Here is a 14,763-nt window from a genome sequence, read left to right on the forward strand (position 1 = left end):
AATCTTCGAGATTACGCAGATGTGCCAGGACGAGTGTTCGATGGTTTCACGTTTCTTGCAGACAGCGGTACGATCACTGCACTCTGGACGGTAGCGCGCCTGAGTTGGAATAGGCGCGCCAGGTTCAGGCTTGCCGTAGACCGACAGCGACAAGGCGTCTGGTCAGCCATGCCTCGTCAACCGGAGAGAGCGGTGGCGGTGGAGGCGGCTCGCGGTAGTCAATGCGCAGGTCGTACCGTCCTTCGGCATACGCTTCGTTCAGCGCTGCACCCAGATCAAGCGGAACGTCGGGATCGGGATCACGGAGCGGAACCGGCACGACGGGCAGCGGGTCCTGTAATTGAACGGGCCAGATTTCCACACGCGGGCGCTGATCGGCGCGACTGAGCATAATAACATATGGTGTTGAGGGCCAGGGTGTTGCCAGCGAGGGCCGTTGCCCGCCACGCAGCAGATCGATTTCGATCAGATGTACCGGGCTGCGGATGATCTCCCGACGTTTGCGTTCATATGCATCGGCTGCATCGATGCCTGTGCGTTTGTTCGCCGGAGAGAGAAGTTCTATCGCCGTGACAACCGTTTCGTCTCTCACCGTGCGCACTTCGAGGCGGCTATAGCGCGTTTCGATCTCAACGTCCAGCGCGCCAACCACCGGCGCTGGCGCGACGGTTGTGGCGGTCACGCTGCTCTGTTGCTCATGCTCGATGATGGCGATGTCGGGAACGAGAAACCGGGAAAGGTTGACATCGATAGTCTCGAATGCTGTGTAAGGTACGATGACGGCCACGTACCGTGGGCTGAGACGAGGCTGGAGTTGCCGTCGCATGGCAGCAATCAGCCCGGCATGCACATCGGGCCAGATCGCTGCCGATTCGAGATACGGATCCATGCCTGGGAATGGTGATTGCATACGCCCCTCCTGCGGGTATTGTAGCACGGATGCAGGCGCACGATCTCTCGCATCTGCGCCAGATCATCGGATGGGGCTATGCGTACCCGGCGGCTCAGGCGGTATCGTACCGTGTTGCGTGTGCTGGCGAGTGGTGATGTCTATATCATCCCATACCGCGCCCACGCCTCAAGACCGGCGCGAATGAGCGCTGTGCCTGATGCAACACTGATGGCGCTGCCAGGACCGGCGCCGTACACAGAAACGACCGCAAACGCGCCAACTTTGCCAGTCGCCATGACCGCCTCGATTGCCACGCTCACGTCAGTCAGTCCCGGTCCGTGCGGCTCACGGGTGGCGTGGTTGGGCACAAGCGCAGCGTCGAGGATGTCGGAGTCGACGTGGAGGTAGAGCAGATCGCAGGTTGTCGCAAGCGCCGCCAGGGGACCGGCGAAATCGTTCAGATCGACAATGGCGGTTTCAGTGGCGCGGATCAACTGCTCTTCAGGCGGGTCGAGGTTGCGCCCATCGACAAGCAGGATACGGTCGGTTGGCAACGGTGCGGTCATCCCTGCCAGATCGCGCCACTGTGGCAGCGCCAGCCCGGCGCACACCGCCACCGGCATTCCTCCCAGCATTCCTGAGAGGGTCGTGCATGGCGTGTTGTAGTCGCCGTGCGCATCGAACCAGACCAGCCCGATGCGCGTGTGCGGTCCGCAGGAGCGTTGCAGCCCGGCGATGACGCCGACGGCATGGGTGCAATCGCCGCCGACGATCAGCGGCGCGCGACCGATGGTACGCGCTGCGGCAACGTCATCGGCGATAGCGCGGCAGATCCATCCCAGGTTCGATGGTTCATCATCGCTGCGCTGCGCCTCCGGCATCTGCGGTTCACTGATGGTGACCGGTACGCCGGCGGTTGAGTAGACGCCGGAAGCGGCGTAAGCGTCGAGCGCGCGCTCATCGCCTTCGGCTGGCTTGCTGCCGCGATACCGCACGCCGATGACCTGGAGCGCGGTGAGAGCGTGGGTTTTCATAGGCCTTTCTGAACTGGTGTCCTCGCAGGCAGGTCTCAGACCTGCCCCTATAGTCGTACACGAATCGTCTTGATCTCGAACGGACGCACGTTGCACTGCACCGTCTGACCGTCCACAGTCACCGGTCCGGTCTCGCGTTCCAGCAGATCGACCTCTACCGCCGACTCCACCGGTCGCCCGAAGTCGAGGCGCACCTGACCACGCTGGTTATGCGCTTCATACATACGCACGATCAATCCATCACCATCGTCGGCGGTTTTGATCGTTTCAACCACGACATGATCACTTTCGACGCGCAGGAATGATCGCCCTTCGGCAGGAACCTCACCCATGACCGTCACGGGGCGCAGCGGGGCATTCAGTTCATACGCGCGGCGGGTGACCTGCGCTTCGCGCCAGTCGCCAGCGTGCGGCAGCAGGCTGTACATAAAGCGATGCACCCCGCGGTCGGCCTGCGGATCGGGAATGACTGCCGATTTGAGCAGTGATATGCCCAGGGTGTTGTGGAGCAGACTGTGACCATATTTGCCGTTGTTCATCAGCGCCACGCCATACCCGCCCTCGCTGAGATCGACCCAGCGATGCGCACACACCTCGAAGCGCGCCCAATCCCAGCTGGTGTTGCGGTGGGTTGGGCGTTCGACTGCGCCGAACTGGATTTCGCAGGTGGCGCGGGTTGCGTTGAGCCGCAGCGGGAACAGCACACGCAACAGGTTCTGCCGTTCCTGCCAGTCCACCTCTGTATCGAAGTCGATCCGGCGACTGTTGCGCCACAGACTGATCCGCTGCCGGATCGTACTCTTGCCGAAGCGCCGCACGATTTCGACCGTGGCGCGCAGCGGTCCTTCTTCAACGACACGCCATTCGCTGATGTCGTGAATCGGGTACGGTTTTTCGAGATAGAACGGATCGATATCCCAGGCATCCCAGAACATCGGGCGGTCTTCGTACAGGACAAGCTGGTTGCCGGTGGCGCCTTCGGCGATGATTTCGCGCTCATACCGGGCATCATAGAGCGATCCGATTTCGCCGTGCGTATCGAACTCGATGCGAAACTCATCGGACGCCAGATACTCGCGACGAACAGTGAAACGGGCGGGCGGAGTCGGGCGGGAGACTTTGTCGATGGCAGTGTACCCGAATGCCGGCACGGACGCTTCCACCAGCAGCGCGCGTGTCCCATCAAGGTGCTCGACCGTCTGCGTCACGCCGGCAACCGCCGGTCGGGGGCGGTCATCGAGCGGAATGGCGACGCATTCGGTGCGATCCCACGCCAGGCTGTTGAACACTGCCAGGCGTGGCGTAGCGCCGTTCCCGTCACTCTCGGTCAGGTCGGTAATCGCAGCGTGGCGCACCGTCTCGACCGTTTCGCGCACCTCGGCAAACTGACGTTCACTCTCGACATACACCAGCGGCACTGAACTTCCGGGCAAAATATCGTGGAACTGATTGAGCAGCACTGTGCGCCAGGCAGCGTCGAGGTCCGCCTGGCGGTTGATCGCTCCCTGCGTGACGGCCCAGGCATTGAGCCATTCGGCTTCGCGCAGCAGGAGTTCCGCCTGACGGTTGTTCTGCTTGGTGCGCGCCTGACTGGTGTAGGTGCCACGGTGATACTCCAGGTACAGCTCGCCGACCCACACCGGCAGCCGGGGATTGTTCCAGACGCGCTGCCGCAGGCGCTGGAAGTACTGCTCGACGCGACCGGGGCGCACAACCGGGAAACCCGGCAGGTCGGACATGACCCGCGCCAGTTCGAGCATCTCCTCGGTCGGACCGCCGCCGCCATCACCGTGTCCATAAATGTAGAGCACTTCGTCATTGATGTCCTTCTGGCGGTAGTGGTTCCACGTTCCGAAGACCTCAGACGGAAGCATGCTCCCGTTGTAGGTATAGAACTGCGCCTCGGTCGGGTTTGGCTTCAGCGGCGCGGACGTTGCCGTCACGAAATGCGCCAGCACCTCGGAGCCATCGATCCCGCGCCAGCGGAAGGTATCGCAGGGCATGCGGTTGAACTGGTTCCAGCTGATTTTGGTCGTCATAAAGCACGAAATACCCGCCAGACGCATGATCTGCGGCAGCGCCGCCGAGTAGCCGAACACATCCGGCAACCAGATAACGTGCTCAATAAGACCGAACTCACCCTCGAAGAAGCGCATGCCGTGGATCACCTGGCGCACCAGCGATTCGCCGCCGGTCACATTGCAATCCGGTTCAAGCCACATTGCGCCGACCGGTTCGAACCGTCCTTCAGCGACGCGCTGGCACAACCGCTCATACAATTCCGGATCGTCCTGCTTGAGGAACGAATAGGTTTGCGGCTGGCTCATGCTAAAGTGATACTCCGGGTAGCGTTCCATCAGGTGCAGCGCGGTTGCAACCGTATGCGCAATCTTCTGGCGGGTGCGCCACAGGGGCCAGAGCCAGGCGACATCCATATGCGCGTGGCCGGTTGCCAGGATGGTTGGGCGTTGTCCCGGCTCCAGGTTGGCCGTCAGCGTCTCGCGCAGAAAGGTCAGCGCCGCGCCAGCCGAAATGGCGAAGCGTTCACTCTGCCACCCCTCGCGCAGGTCGAGCAGGTTATACGCGCGATTGATCCGGTCGAGCAGGGCGTGCTTTTCCGGGTCGCTCTCGCGGTAGGTGGAGATGGCATCGAGCACCGCGTACATCACAGCAGTCAGGCGACCGATGATTTCGTCGCGCAGTTGCAATTCCAGCCCGCCAAACGGACGGGGGTAGGGCGTATAGCAGCGGATCAGCGCCTCGTGTTCCCCCTCGTGCGCGCTTTCGGGGATCAGCGCAGCCGGGTGCGGCTCATCAATCCCGGCGAGCGCGCGCCCGTCGAGGTAGAGAATGCCCTCGATGCCAGCGTGCCCTTCCTCAGACCAGCGCAGCCGAACCTGCACCTGGCGTCCGCGCCATTCTTCCGGGACGCGCAGGGTCGTGCGCAGCCAGTGGGTATGCCCGCCATCGACCGGCATGCCCCATGGAAGCGGTTCATCCGGCTTATCGGGGCTCTGCGGGTCGCCGCCCCAGCGTTCACCGACCTTCAACGGACGCCAGGATGGATCATCGGGAGGCGGCGGCGGGGACATTGCGTTATCGGGTGGCGTGCCGGGCGCCGGGCAGGTCCACACATTGGTGATCGGGCGGGTATCGCGGATGATAGCGGCGCGCATCTCCTCCAGACGCGCCTTCAGTTTTTCGACGGTGAAGAAGAGCATGGCAACAGGTCCTCGGGCTAGAACGAACGGTATGTATCATACCATGAGTATATGGTCGCATTCGATCGCAAACAGAAAGGGATTTTGCAGTTCAAAGCGGGCATCACGCTGGAGATGGCGACTGGCTACTGTGTTGCAGCGTGCGGGTGCGAGAGGTGGAACCAGACTGGCAGAAGCAGTTCGTGGAGCATTGTCGGACGGCGGAGGTCTATGTGCGTTTGAAATCTTCCCAATCAAGACCCAATTGACGTACGATATGTCGTATAGTGCCCATCTTGAGGTCTTTGCCACCCCAGTCCGGCAGGGTTGTGCCATTTGCGATGCGAACCGCCGCTGTGTCGGGGCAACTCTTGGCAGCCCAGAGCGCGCAGTTTGCGAGCAACCTCGTGGTATCTCATGCCCCGACTGCTGTTTCGATCCAGAAAGGAGTTTGTTGGTCAAAGGCGGCCTGGCGTAAGACGGAAGGTAGCGGACGCCCCAGATCTTCATAGGCTTCAACAATCGCGCGCAGGGCGTCGGCGACATTGTCCAGCGCTTCGGCAACAGTATCACCCTCGGTAATCAGCTCAGGCAGGATAGGACAGGTTACAGTATATCCGCCTTCTGTCTGTGGTTCAAAGAGCAGAGGCAGTTTGTAGATTGTTCTGGCAGCCACGGTATTTCTCCTGATCTGGTTTGTAGATGCGGTCGCGTTGCTGGCGCGTCTGGCCAGTTCCTGAAATGAGGCATTTTTATTGTAGCCGATGGTTAGAGGAAACGCAAGCGGATACGCCTGTGCAGCCGCATTTCTGGAAGGTGATAAAGAAAGCTTTCGGACCCGACATGCCCGTCACGTTCGCAGATGCGCAGGAGGGACGGGAGTGAGTAGTGAGAACGTACAACAACGCGCAAGAAAGAACATACTTGCGTTGCCGTCCAGAATTGTGTAGGATAGTCAAAAACCATGTTTGAGCGTTTAATTGCCCGCGCCGATACGGAAAATCATGTGCTGAACCGGCATGACAACAGCCTGCGTGATAGCGGGAGAAGTCTTGTTGATACAGGAATTGCATATGAGGGAACAGGCTATGCACATCACACTCAAAACCTTGACCCCCTTATGGACCGGCGGTGTGGATCAGACCTGCGACCGCCTGCACGAGACGGGGCTGATCGGTTCGCTGCGCTGGTGGTATGAAGTGCTGGTGCGCGGACTGGGCGGGTATGCGTGCGATCCGACGGAGCACCGCTGCACCTTTGATGAAGAAAAGTATCGCAAGTCTAAGAGGGAGATCAGAAAACCGGATTTGTGGTATCATGATGGCGACCATGCCGTTCTGATAAGGAGCAATCTCATATGCCACGACGTGCACGTCGATCCTATCCAACCAAGGATGCGACCGATCTGACCGATGCGCAATGGGCCGCCATCGCGCCACTCGTCATCACCCCGTCGCCCAACGGCGGCCGCCCGACCGACATCGATCGCCGCGCGATCGTCAACGCGCTGCTCTCCAAAAATCGCACCGGTTGCCAATGGCGCATGCTTCCGAACGATGTTCCGCCGATGCGTTCGGTTCGCTCCTCTTTCGACAAATGGAATCGTGATGGAACCTGTATCAACATCAATGATACGCTGCGGAAACTGGCGCGACAAGCGCTTGATCGCGATCCGGAGCCGTCCATCAGCGTCCTGGACTCCCAATCCGTCAAAACGACCGAAGCAGGCGGAGAGCGCGGCGACGATGGGGTAAAAAAAGGTCAACGGGCGCAAACGGCAATGCTGGGTTGACGCCAATGGGTTCTTGGTGCGCGTGTTGGTACATCCCGCCGATATTTCGGATACCGAAGGCGCCGAGTGGCTTCTCGCCGCGCATCATCAATCATTTCCCCGGATGCGCGAGATTCGCGTGGATGAGGGGTAAAAAAAGGGTTAGATGAAAGGATGCAACAGGACGATACGCCTGAATAGTATTGAAAAACCGCCCGGACAAACGGGATGTGCGGTTATTCCGAAGCGCTGGGTGGTGGAACGCTCGATTGCGTGGGCGGGACGCAATCGGTTGGCGAGCAAGGAATACAACCGCAACCCAGAATTAAGCAAAGCCTTTCTTTATCTTGGTTCTATTGCAATGCTCCTGAATAGGCTCTATCCGAGGTTTTAGTTTTTGATCACGCTCTCACAGACCCGGAGAAAAACGCTGAAGATTTGTCGTGTCGAAACATAAGTCTGTAATATAGAACAGATCTCACTCATCAACAATTCGGAGAAAGAAATGAACCAGCCAGAAATGTCCACCGTTTTGCTCCACGGTGATATCGATGCTATCAAAAACTATGTCTTTGAAACCTCGTCACTACCTCAAATCCGTGGTGGCAGTCAATTGTTGGTAGAGTGCGAGGAAGAGATTAAAGAGAAGCTAAAATATCTGGAAGAGAGTGAAATATACTGTTCTGGTGGTAGTTTCCTTTTCGCTATCCCTAAAAATCAGGTCAAAGAAGCGAAACAAGAAATAGAAAGGGTATGCTTGGAAAAAACAGGTGCTGCTACATTGACAGTAGTCTACGAGCAAAACCTGCCTCCCGATTCTCCCGATACATCCCCCACAAATTCATGGGCTCAGCGCCTCTGGCAAGCATACCTGGTCCAGGACGGCAACAACAAGACCTCCCCCAAGCCATTTGCCCGACGGATAGCCTTCCTGGCCGGCCAACTGCGAGAGGCCAAAGCTCAAAAAACCCGAGCTCCTTTCTGGGAAGCCCCGCCTTTTGGCCTGCGTTGTGACCTATGCGGCAAGCGGGTAGCAGCCCGGTTATGGCGCTCGCCAGAGGGAGAAGAGAAGCGGTTGTGTCTAGTCTGTTGGATCCGCTATGAAGCAGGCAAGGGGGGAGGGCAGTTCAATAACCGCTTTAAGCAATGGGCGGGATCCAAGGAACTAACCATTTCCGCACATCACCCGGTTGATCTAGACCATTTAGTCCAGAGTGCTCGCGGTCACCAGTACCTGGCTTTCCTCTATGCAGACGGCAATGACATCGGCGGGCTGTTACAGCGCGTAAGTGATGAGAAGGAATTGCGAGGTCTGTCAAAGATCCTGCGCCGTGCGGCAGAAGAGGCGCTCTTTGAGGCCCTTAGAAAAGTCTGCGGACAGGCCCTCCGTGATGCCGATTACTGGCCCTTTGAGATTGTCCACATCGGCGGTGATGATGTGACCCTGCTCATCCAGTCCGGCTATGCCTGGGAAGTAGCGGTCGAGTTCCTGGATCGGTTTGAGCAGAAAGCCAACCAGGAATTGAGAGATGGGTTAGAAAGGCTGGCAGATTGGAAAATCACCGCTTCTGTCGGCATTGCTGTGGCAGATTCCAAGTATCCCATTCGTTATCTGGAAAAACTGGCCGAAGATATGCTGAAAAAGGCCAAAAGAAGGGCCAAGGAGGATCCACAAAACCCTTGTAGTACAATCAACTTCCTCTGGCTTCCCAGTCCAGTAGCAGCCGAATCGGCAGATCCGTTGCTATCGTACTACGAGCCTCGCCAGAACGTGGTCCTTACGGGCCGGCCCTATACATTGGAGGAAGCCGGGTCCTTGGTAGTCCTGATGGAGCAGGCCACTAAAATGCCACGTAGCCTCCGTCATCGCTGGGCTGGAGCTCTGGAAAAAGGACTTTTTGTTTCCCTCAACACCATTTACTACGATATTGCTCGCCGTAAAGAAGGGGAACGTCACATATTCCAGAACTTTTTGCAAGCTCTGGGAGATCTCGCATTCGTCCGAGGCATGACAAAGCTACCGGCGCCGCTGTGGGCGTTTGATAAATCTACTGGAAAGTGGCGTACTGCTCTCCTTGATGTTCTAGAATTGACCGAACTACGCGCTACGCGCCCCGATGTTGAGGAAATTTCTGAGGAGTCAGTCTAATGAGCCATGTCAAAATAACTATTCGTTTCCCATTGGCAACTTCATTTCATACGACCGGTAACCGCCGACGATTGGGAGTAGACAAGACTCTAGCTCTAAGCACTGAAGGAGTACCAGTGCTTCCAGCCACAACGATCAAGGGCTTTCTACGAGATTGTGCCGAGACTCTGTTGCGAACTTGGGCACAGAGGGTCTGCTTGCCTCCTACCCCGATGACGATGTGTTCAGAGAAGAATCTTTGCATGGTCTGTCAGATCTTCGGTAACCCGCGCCATACCTCGCCACTGCGTTTTCGGGACGGCCAATTTGTCCAGAAACCAGACATCATGGAGCGAAGTGGAGTAAGCATCAGCCGCAGCCGGCGAGCGGCTCTGCCCCAGCGTCTCTTTTTTCTGGAGACTACAGACCCGCAGCCGGGAGAGGTGGTTGCAACTATTGAGGGTGACTTTGCCGATACCGAGTTGGCACGGCAGGCGACAGCCCTGATTGTCCTTGCAGCCCGGTCAGGGTTTGCTATCGGCGCGGGTCGTACTCGTGGTCTGGGATGGCTGGAGAGAGACAAGATGCGGGTAGAGTCCAGGATCGATGATGAGCAGGTGGAAAACAGCCTTATAGAGCAATATGCCCATCTGTGGAGCGAAGGCAAGCATGTGGTTGAAAATCAAACCTGAAGAGCCCTTGATCATCGGTGAGGTACGGGCTGGTTCGCAGTTTCTTACGAGCCTTCCCTTTATCCCTGGTCGCCTGCTGCGAGGCTCCTGGGTTGAGCGACTTCTAATTCAGGGCGAAACGGAGATCCTGCCCAAAGTGCAATCAATTCGGATAGGTAATTTCTTTCCTACCACAGAATGGCGGAGTATGGGCTATGCGCTTCCTCTGCCGCTTACTGCTCTGACATGCAAACGGGAAGGAGGATTTCACAGCGAAACTTACCCCCAGCGGCGCGGTCATGGGATTGTTGACACTCTCTTGCCTCACCTGGCATATGTTCTGTTGCAGGAACGTGGTGCCCTCTTTGCAGCGCCCTTTGGCATCACGTGTCTCACATGTGGAAGCCGCATGGAACCGGTATCGAGTTTTTATACCGTGTACCAGAACGGCGGCCGATCTCACTATGTTCGTACGCGCTTACAATATCATGCTCAGACGAAGGTGTCCTTGAGCCGCCACCGCCGCGCTTCGACCGAAGGGATGCTCTATACCGCCTCTGCGCTCAGCCCTCGGTCGTCAAGTCCTGACGGTTCAGCCAATGAGGCTCCTTTGGTCTTTCTGGGGCGGGTATACGGCGATGAGAAAGCGGTAAATGACCTGTGCCGGGCCGTGAACGGCGCGGCTATCGGTGCCCTGCACACTCGAGGCTACGGACGCATCCGGGTAGAGGAAGCTGAGGTCCGGTTGCCTTCTTTGCGGGAGCGGGTGAAGGCCTTCAATGAGACTCTGAAAAGGCTGTGGGCCGATTTGCGCACTTTGTCCGTCAACGATGGTGACCTCCCATCAGAACCGGAGGGGCTGTACTTTTCCGTAGATCTTCTCTCTCCGGCCATCTTGCGCGATCCTGTTGGAGTGCCCACCCTGGTTCTCTCGCTGAGTCTCAACGGCCAAGCACTTACACCGATCTGGTATCAGGCCCGGCCCGATTTCGCCGGGGGGTGGGCTGAAACCTGGGGATTGCCCAAGTCTACAAATCTGGCCGTCCGCATGGGTAGCGTCTATGTCTTCCGCTGGAACGGCGGGTTGGAGGAATTGATTGCCGCTCTGGATTCGATGGAGACTCAGGGCATCGGTGAACGTTGCGACGAGAGTTTCGGCGAATGTCTGATCTGTCATCCATTTCATCAGGAGATACAGGAAAGATGAGAATGCTACCCCCTCGTATTCGCCACGCAATTGAAAAGCAAGATGATGAGCTGGTACAGATGGCTCACGAGCTAACCAAGAGTCTAAGTGGTGACAAGAGACGCCAACTGCGCAACATCCAGGACGTTGCCGAGAGCAGCGACTCCTGGAAGGCACTGGAACTCTTCATCCGCTATCAGGCTGCTCGTGGCGAAATAGACAAGGCGTGGGCCGAAAGCGCGATTCAACATCTGGGGGATCTCCAGAGGAAAGCAAAAGGTTTGGTCACTCAGGTGGCTGGAGTAGATGCCGGGGCCGTCCATCTGGCTCTGGTTTCTCGGGTTCTGGGTTATGCTGTGCGCTGGCATACCTGGGACACGAAAGGCAGGGAGGTAACCCGATGAGCATTTTTGACACGTTTCGCAGCCGCCTGCAAGTGCAGGCTACACTCGAAATGCAGACAGCGCTCTCTGTAGGGGCTCGCCTCTCCCTGGAACCGACGGGTACCGATTTGCCGGTGGTGAAAAGCCCTGATGGCCTGCCCTTCATTCCCGGTTCGTCCATCAAGGGCGCTGTGCGAACCCAGGCGGAGCGGATTCTGCGCACGGTTAACCGCAGGCCGGACCTGTGGGCCTGTGACCCTTTCGCCGATCCTTGTGTGTCGGGCGGTCGCAAAGCAGAACTCTGGCAGCAGGCCGAGCAGCAAAACCGCCAGCAAGCCGACATTATCTTTGCTGAATCGGTCTGGAAAGAAAGTTGTACCGCCTGCCGCCTCTTCGGTTCTCCCTGGTTTGCCGGTCGGCTGGCCTTCAAGGATGCCTATTTGGTCAACGCCGATGACTTGCCCGTGGTCACCCAGATTCGGGACGGTGTGGGTATTGATAGGGACCTGGGGGCCGCTCGCTCAAACATCAAGTACGACTTTGAAACGGTAGTACCCGGCGCCCGTTTCGGTGTTGAGATCTTGGGTGAGAATCTGGAGGACTGGGAGGTGGGCTTTCTCCTAGCTGTGCTCCGCCCGTGGGAGGAAGGAGCACTTTCCCTGGGTGGCAAAGTCACCCGCGGGCCGGGCTGGGGAGCGCTCCGCGAGATTCGGCTGACCCAGGTAAACCAGCAGAATTTAGTAGACTACCTGATTCAGGGGAAAACCCAGCCTGTTGAACCAGCTCCGTTCTTACAGGCTTTGCAGGAACGGTTGAGATAGGGAGGCTGGCATGCATAAGACACGCTACAACGCCTTACGCCTGACTTTGGAGATCCGTCCACGTGGTTCTCTGCTCATCAAGGCGGGCGGGCTGTCGGCGGATCCCACGCTGCCGGACATGCAGTTCGTCCGTACCTACCATCCTGAAAAGGGGGAGACAGTCTACATCCCCGGCTCTTCTCTGAAGGGTGTGGTACGAGGTTTCACTGAAAAGGTGCTGCGCACGCTCGGTCGAACGGACTCCTGGCACTGGGCCTGTCCTACGTTTCCGGATGAGCGAGAGAGTTGTGCAAAGCGTCTGGAGAAAGTAGAAGACAGTGCGGTCGTCTACCGTCAATCCTGTGGCGCGTGCCGGATCTTCGGCCATACTCGCCTCAAGGGCCGGGCCGCGTTCACCGACCTCTTGCCGGCTACTGAAATCAAAACCGAAATCCGGTATGGAGTGGCCATCTCCCGGCTGAGCCATGCCGTGGCCCAGGGGCCTTTTGAGATGGAAGTTGTAGTAGATGGTGCCTTCATTGGACACCTCTTCCTGGAAAATTACGAACTCTGGCAGCTAGGTCTTCTGGTGTTGGCTCTGGAGAGTATGAACAATGGGCTGGTTAAGGTAGGCTTTGGTAAGAACCGTGGGTTTGGCGAGGTGGTGGTGACCGTTATGGAAGCTCAAGTGGAGGAGGCTGGATTCCAGGACGACCCGAATACTCTGCGAGGTCTTGCTGCCTTCGTTGCCAAGGAGGAGCAAGATCGGTATGGTCTTTATGCACCAATTCGATTGAACGGGTTGCCCGCACCCGCTCAAAGCCTGAACTTAGGGCTCTATCAGCGGCGAGTATACGATGGCCAGGGGTGGCAATCTATTGCCAGTGTAGCTATGAATGCCTTGCAAGCAGGCTAGAAGAGAAGATATGGAACGCCAGCAAGTTTATGTCCATTCTTTGAATGGTTCACCAGACATTCTGCAAGGCCAGTCTGCTGTACTTGGCAATCCTCTATACCACTGGGTTGCTGACCCTCTCACCTTTCGTATGGGTAATGGTATTCCTCAAGACTGGTTGGAGACCGGATCGCTTTTCGGACCTCAAGGCGAACTGCGCTGGTGGCGAGAGGGAGCTGAGTATCGAGGCCTTCTACTCACAAAGACGCCCGTCGCCGGATTAACCCCTCTCTCGGAAGAGTGGGAGGGCGAGGAACAGATCTTCTTCCTTCAATCCCTGGATGACCGCCGGTTACGCCCGTCCTTCTCGGCTTACCCTGGGGTGGGGCAGGAAGGGTGTTGGCGGGGAATGGTGTATTACCGTGATGGAATTCCTGTTTTTCTTAGTCCTCGGGCACTGATACCTGGGAATGGAGGCGATCAATGAGCCCACAGCAACCTGGACCCAAACCCTTCTTCTGGGTGGCGCTAGATAAGGCAAAGCCGCCAAAAGGAAGACCCCACCTGCACGAACGCTTTTCCGGCCTGAGCGGGCGGATTGTGTTCCAGATAGAAGTGCTTTCCCAGTACCTCTACGTGGGGAGCGGCATCCTGGACCTTTTCACGCCACCTGGAGAGAAGCTGGAATACGCCTATTATGCTTTTGCCCGACGGAATGGTCAGCTAGTCATTCCCGGCACAGGGATCAAGGGGGCCGTGCGCGGGGTGTACGAGGCCCTTACGAACTCGTGCGTCTCACAGCGAGGGCGTGATGAACGAATGCCAGGGTCTCACCAGGCCTGCCAGGGAATCAAAAAAGGAGAGGAACAGCAGGCAGTGCTTTGTCCGGCCTGCCGGCTCTTCGGTGTCACAGGCTACCGTGGTCGGGTGCACTTCACTGATGCAACCCCAATAGACCAGATACAGACCACCCGCATCAAAATCTCCGATCTATGGCCGCCGCGACAGAGCAAAGGGCGCAAGTTCTATCAGAGCAGGCGCTTCCAGAGCCTGGATATGCGACCCAAAAAGAGCCACCGCTACCTGGAGGTGGTGTCTAAAGGAAGCCGCTTTGAGACCACCCTGGTCTTTGAGAACCTGGAGGAGGCGGAAATGGGGGCCTTGTTGCACGCCTTGGGCCTCGGTCCTCATCCTCAGAGACCGGACGAGGTGGATCAGGCCTTTCCCATCAAACTAGGAGGAGCAAAACCGCGTTGCCTCGGGAGCGTGCGGTTTGTTCCACAGGATATCTACCTGGTGGATGCAACAGACCCCCTGGGCTCTCTTGTCCAGAGAGGCCGACTTCTGGATGGCTTGACTGCACAGCTACGCCAGTGGCTTAAGAATGTGGGCAGTCTGCTGGATCAGAAAGCCTGGGAAAGCTTCCTTCAGGAAGCCAAACCCAAAAATGAGCCTTGCCCCAAGGAGGTGTACTGATAATGTTAGACAACCACATCCAACTTGCTGAACAGATTGCCAGTAAACTGCCTGAGGTTTCGCGTAACGAGTGGATGCGCTGGATGCAAATGGCTGAACGACAGGGTCTGGATCGTGCAGTGGCTTATGCCGAGCGATTAGGCGAAGATCCTACCCTTCGCCCGGCCGTGCAAAGGGATAACAAACTGATAGCTCAGGCGATTCGGTCGAATTTGTCGGCCCTCAAACGTCTCCCTGAAAACAGCCAGAAGAAGACATCTGGCTACGTTGGTTGGCTTTTGCGTATACGTACCGTCCGTGGTTCGCTTCGGGAGTAGGACCAAGAAT

General features: G+C 57.6%; 15 protein-coding genes and 1 pseudogene. 11 read left to right on the plus strand and 5 right to left on the minus strand.

The window, feature by feature from the left end; translation table 11 throughout:
* Positions 1 to 124: 124 nt before the first annotated feature.
* Positions 125 to 910 carry a DUF4058 family protein gene (locus tag ROSERS_RS07405; protein WP_011956181.1) on the minus strand — a complete coding sequence of 262 codons (786 nt, stop codon included), beginning with the start codon at positions 908 to 910 and terminating at the stop codon, positions 125 to 127.
* Here ROSERS_RS07405 and ROSERS_RS25920 point away from each other — a divergent pair.
* Entirely contained in the window at positions 898 to 1,047 is a 150-nt protein-coding gene (locus tag ROSERS_RS25920; RefSeq protein ID WP_157041001.1) for a hypothetical protein, read from the plus strand. The two genes, ROSERS_RS07405 and ROSERS_RS25920, sit on opposite strands and share 13 nt — an antisense overlap.
* A gap of 3 nt (positions 1,048 to 1,050) precedes the next feature.
* On the opposite strand, the gene ROSERS_RS07410 is transcribed toward ROSERS_RS25920, so the two are convergent.
* The 4 genes and pseudogenes from ROSERS_RS07410 to ROSERS_RS07420 form a co-directional block, all read right to left on the minus strand.
* Positions 1,051 to 1,926: an arginase family protein gene (locus ROSERS_RS07410; protein ID WP_011956182.1), complete on the minus strand. Its 876-nt coding sequence runs from the start codon at positions 1,924 to 1,926 to the stop codon at positions 1,051 to 1,053.
* Between the two features lie 47 nt (positions 1,927 to 1,973).
* Positions 1,974 to 5,147 (minus strand): alpha-mannosidase, encoded by a 3,174-nt coding sequence (locus ROSERS_RS07415; protein ID WP_011956183.1) that lies wholly within the window; start codon positions 5,145 to 5,147, stop codon positions 1,974 to 1,976.
* 208 nt (positions 5,148 to 5,355) lie between these two features.
* A pseudogene (locus tag ROSERS_RS27330) lies at positions 5,356 to 5,545 on the minus strand (type II toxin-antitoxin system HicA family toxin).
* Positions 5,542 to 5,802: a type II toxin-antitoxin system HicB family antitoxin gene (locus tag ROSERS_RS07420; RefSeq protein ID WP_011956184.1), complete on the minus strand. Its 261-nt coding sequence runs from the start codon at positions 5,800 to 5,802 to the stop codon at positions 5,542 to 5,544. Before ROSERS_RS07420 ends, ROSERS_RS27330 begins: the two are co-directional and overlap by 4 nt.
* A gap of 412 nt (positions 5,803 to 6,214) precedes the next feature.
* On the opposite strand from ROSERS_RS07420, the gene cmr1 reads away from it, so the two are divergent.
* From cmr1 to ROSERS_RS07475, 10 genes are all read left to right on the plus strand, one after another.
* A complete protein-coding gene (cmr1, locus tag ROSERS_RS07425; RefSeq protein ID WP_198136364.1) occupies positions 6,215 to 6,535 on the plus strand; it encodes a type III-B CRISPR module RAMP protein Cmr1 in 321 nt (106 codons plus the stop codon).
* The gene (locus ROSERS_RS26720; protein WP_049767480.1) at positions 6,484 to 6,918 is read left to right on the plus strand and encodes a transposase; all 435 of its coding nucleotides are present in this window, start codon (positions 6,484 to 6,486) and stop codon (positions 6,916 to 6,918) included. Before cmr1 ends, ROSERS_RS26720 begins: the two co-directional genes overlap by 52 nt.
* 484 nt (positions 6,919 to 7,402) lie before the next feature.
* Positions 7,403 to 9,046, plus strand: coding sequence for a Cas10/Cmr2 second palm domain-containing protein (locus ROSERS_RS07435; RefSeq protein WP_011956185.1), 1,644 nt, complete (start codon positions 7,403 to 7,405; stop codon positions 9,044 to 9,046).
* Complete coding sequence (locus ROSERS_RS07440) at positions 9,046 to 9,717, plus strand: RAMP superfamily CRISPR-associated protein (RefSeq protein WP_011956186.1); 672 nt, start codon at positions 9,046 to 9,048, stop codon at positions 9,715 to 9,717. The genes ROSERS_RS07435 and ROSERS_RS07440 overlap by 1 nt, the downstream gene beginning before the upstream one ends.
* A complete protein-coding gene (gene csx10 / locus ROSERS_RS07445; RefSeq protein ID WP_011956187.1) occupies positions 9,695 to 10,903 on the plus strand; it encodes a type III-D CRISPR-associated RAMP protein Csx10 in 1,209 nt (402 codons plus the stop codon). Before ROSERS_RS07440 ends, csx10 begins: the two co-directional genes overlap by 23 nt.
* Positions 10,904 to 10,905: 2 nt before the next feature.
* Positions 10,906 to 11,286: a hypothetical protein gene (locus tag ROSERS_RS07450; RefSeq protein WP_011956188.1), complete on the plus strand. Its 381-nt coding sequence runs from the start codon at positions 10,906 to 10,908 to the stop codon at positions 11,284 to 11,286.
* The gene (csx7, locus tag ROSERS_RS07455; protein ID WP_011956189.1) at positions 11,283 to 12,086 is read left to right on the plus strand and encodes a type III CRISPR-associated RAMP protein Csx7; all 804 of its coding nucleotides are present in this window, start codon (positions 11,283 to 11,285) and stop codon (positions 12,084 to 12,086) included. The genes ROSERS_RS07450 and csx7 overlap by 4 nt, the downstream gene beginning before the upstream one ends.
* A gap of 10 nt (positions 12,087 to 12,096) precedes the next feature.
* The gene (locus ROSERS_RS07460) at positions 12,097 to 12,981 is read left to right on the plus strand and encodes an RAMP superfamily CRISPR-associated protein (protein WP_011956190.1); all 885 of its coding nucleotides are present in this window, start codon (positions 12,097 to 12,099) and stop codon (positions 12,979 to 12,981) included.
* Positions 12,982 to 13,443: 462 nt separating this feature from the next.
* A complete protein-coding gene (locus tag ROSERS_RS07470) occupies positions 13,444 to 14,436 on the plus strand; it encodes an RAMP superfamily CRISPR-associated protein (RefSeq protein WP_011956192.1) in 993 nt (330 codons plus the stop codon).
* 2 nt (positions 14,437 to 14,438) lie between these two features.
* Positions 14,439 to 14,753: a hypothetical protein gene (locus ROSERS_RS07475; RefSeq protein WP_232282789.1), complete on the plus strand. Its 315-nt coding sequence runs from the start codon at positions 14,439 to 14,441 to the stop codon at positions 14,751 to 14,753.
* Positions 14,754 to 14,763 lie beyond the last annotated feature (10 nt).

Origin of the sequence: Roseiflexus sp. RS-1, assembly GCF_000016665.1 — a bacterium.
GTDB lineage: Bacteria > Chloroflexota > Chloroflexia > Chloroflexales > Roseiflexaceae > Roseiflexus.